This window comes from Vibrio sp. M260118, from assembly GCF_036533755.1.
Taxonomy (GTDB): Bacteria; Pseudomonadota; Gammaproteobacteria; order Enterobacterales; family Vibrionaceae; genus Vibrio.
In genome coordinates this window covers 1-803 of the sequence record NZ_JATABG010000652.1, presented here as the reverse complement: position 1 = coordinate 803, position 803 = coordinate 1, and the positions used below count along the sequence as shown (strand labels likewise).

1 protein-coding gene is annotated in these 803 nt (G+C 43.1%); it reads right to left on the bottom strand.

Translation table 11 applies throughout. The features are described from left to right. Positions 1-190: 190 nt before the first annotated feature. Positions 191-760 (bottom strand): hypothetical protein, encoded by a 570-nt coding sequence (locus QTO00_RS20300; RefSeq protein WP_331426355.1) that lies wholly within the window; start codon positions 758-760, stop codon positions 191-193. Positions 761-803: the final 43 nt, after the last annotated feature.

Genomic DNA, 803 nt, shown 5'->3' with positions numbered 1-803 from the left:
CCAAATTGTACCTGTGCCCACTCCATTGGTGTTGAGTTTTCCATATTAGCTACCTAATCAATATTACTTAAGTGATCAGATCTCAGCCTTGGAAATGAGTTCAAAAAAAATCCTCGAACTGAGTTCGAGGATTTGTGTATAAGAGACAGACCAACTCGGTATCCTTTTTTCGTATTACTAGTGGTGTTTACTACATGGTATAACAACACTCCAATGAATAGTCATCACCATTTTTAGCCGTGAACTCTTTCTCTTCTGTGTATGCGCGTGGCTTACCTTTTTCATCACCTTTTACTAAGCTGATCCAGTGACGCATTGCCGCCATGCAGTCCAGCTCTTGTGGGAAAGTGGTGCAGGTTTCTAGCTGAATGTCGTCGATTGAAACTAGCTCAATGCAGCCCGTGCCTTTTAGTTTCGCGAAGGCTACCTCTACGTGACTACCAGTGCCATCTCTGAATAAGATTGAGCTTGGTTGCTCTTTTTCACCTATGTAAGCAACGAAGTGCTTCGGATGTTTTAGACCGCTATGGCTGCCATCTTTGAAGTAAGCCATAACATGGCGGTAGTCAATGACGTATGCAGTTACGTCCTTGTGAGAACCGCTCTCTAACGGGAACAAGCGATCAAGCAGTTGTTTCGCTCTTGTCTGTTTTTCGCTGGTTTGCTTAGCGTTGATCGTTTCTACCGCAAACACTGCTTCCGCGATAAATGGCTTATTTTGATTTTGGATTTCAGTTTTATCGAATGTCAGCATGTTCATAGCATTTCCCTCGCGGATAATTCATAACTTGTGGTATCTAGAG

What these genes read in the sequence shown, in the direction of transcription:
- QTO00_RS20300 (WP_331426355.1), bottom strand. Translation starts at nt 760, where the DNA reads ATGAACATGCTGACATTCGATAAAACTGAAATCCAAAATCAAAATAAG.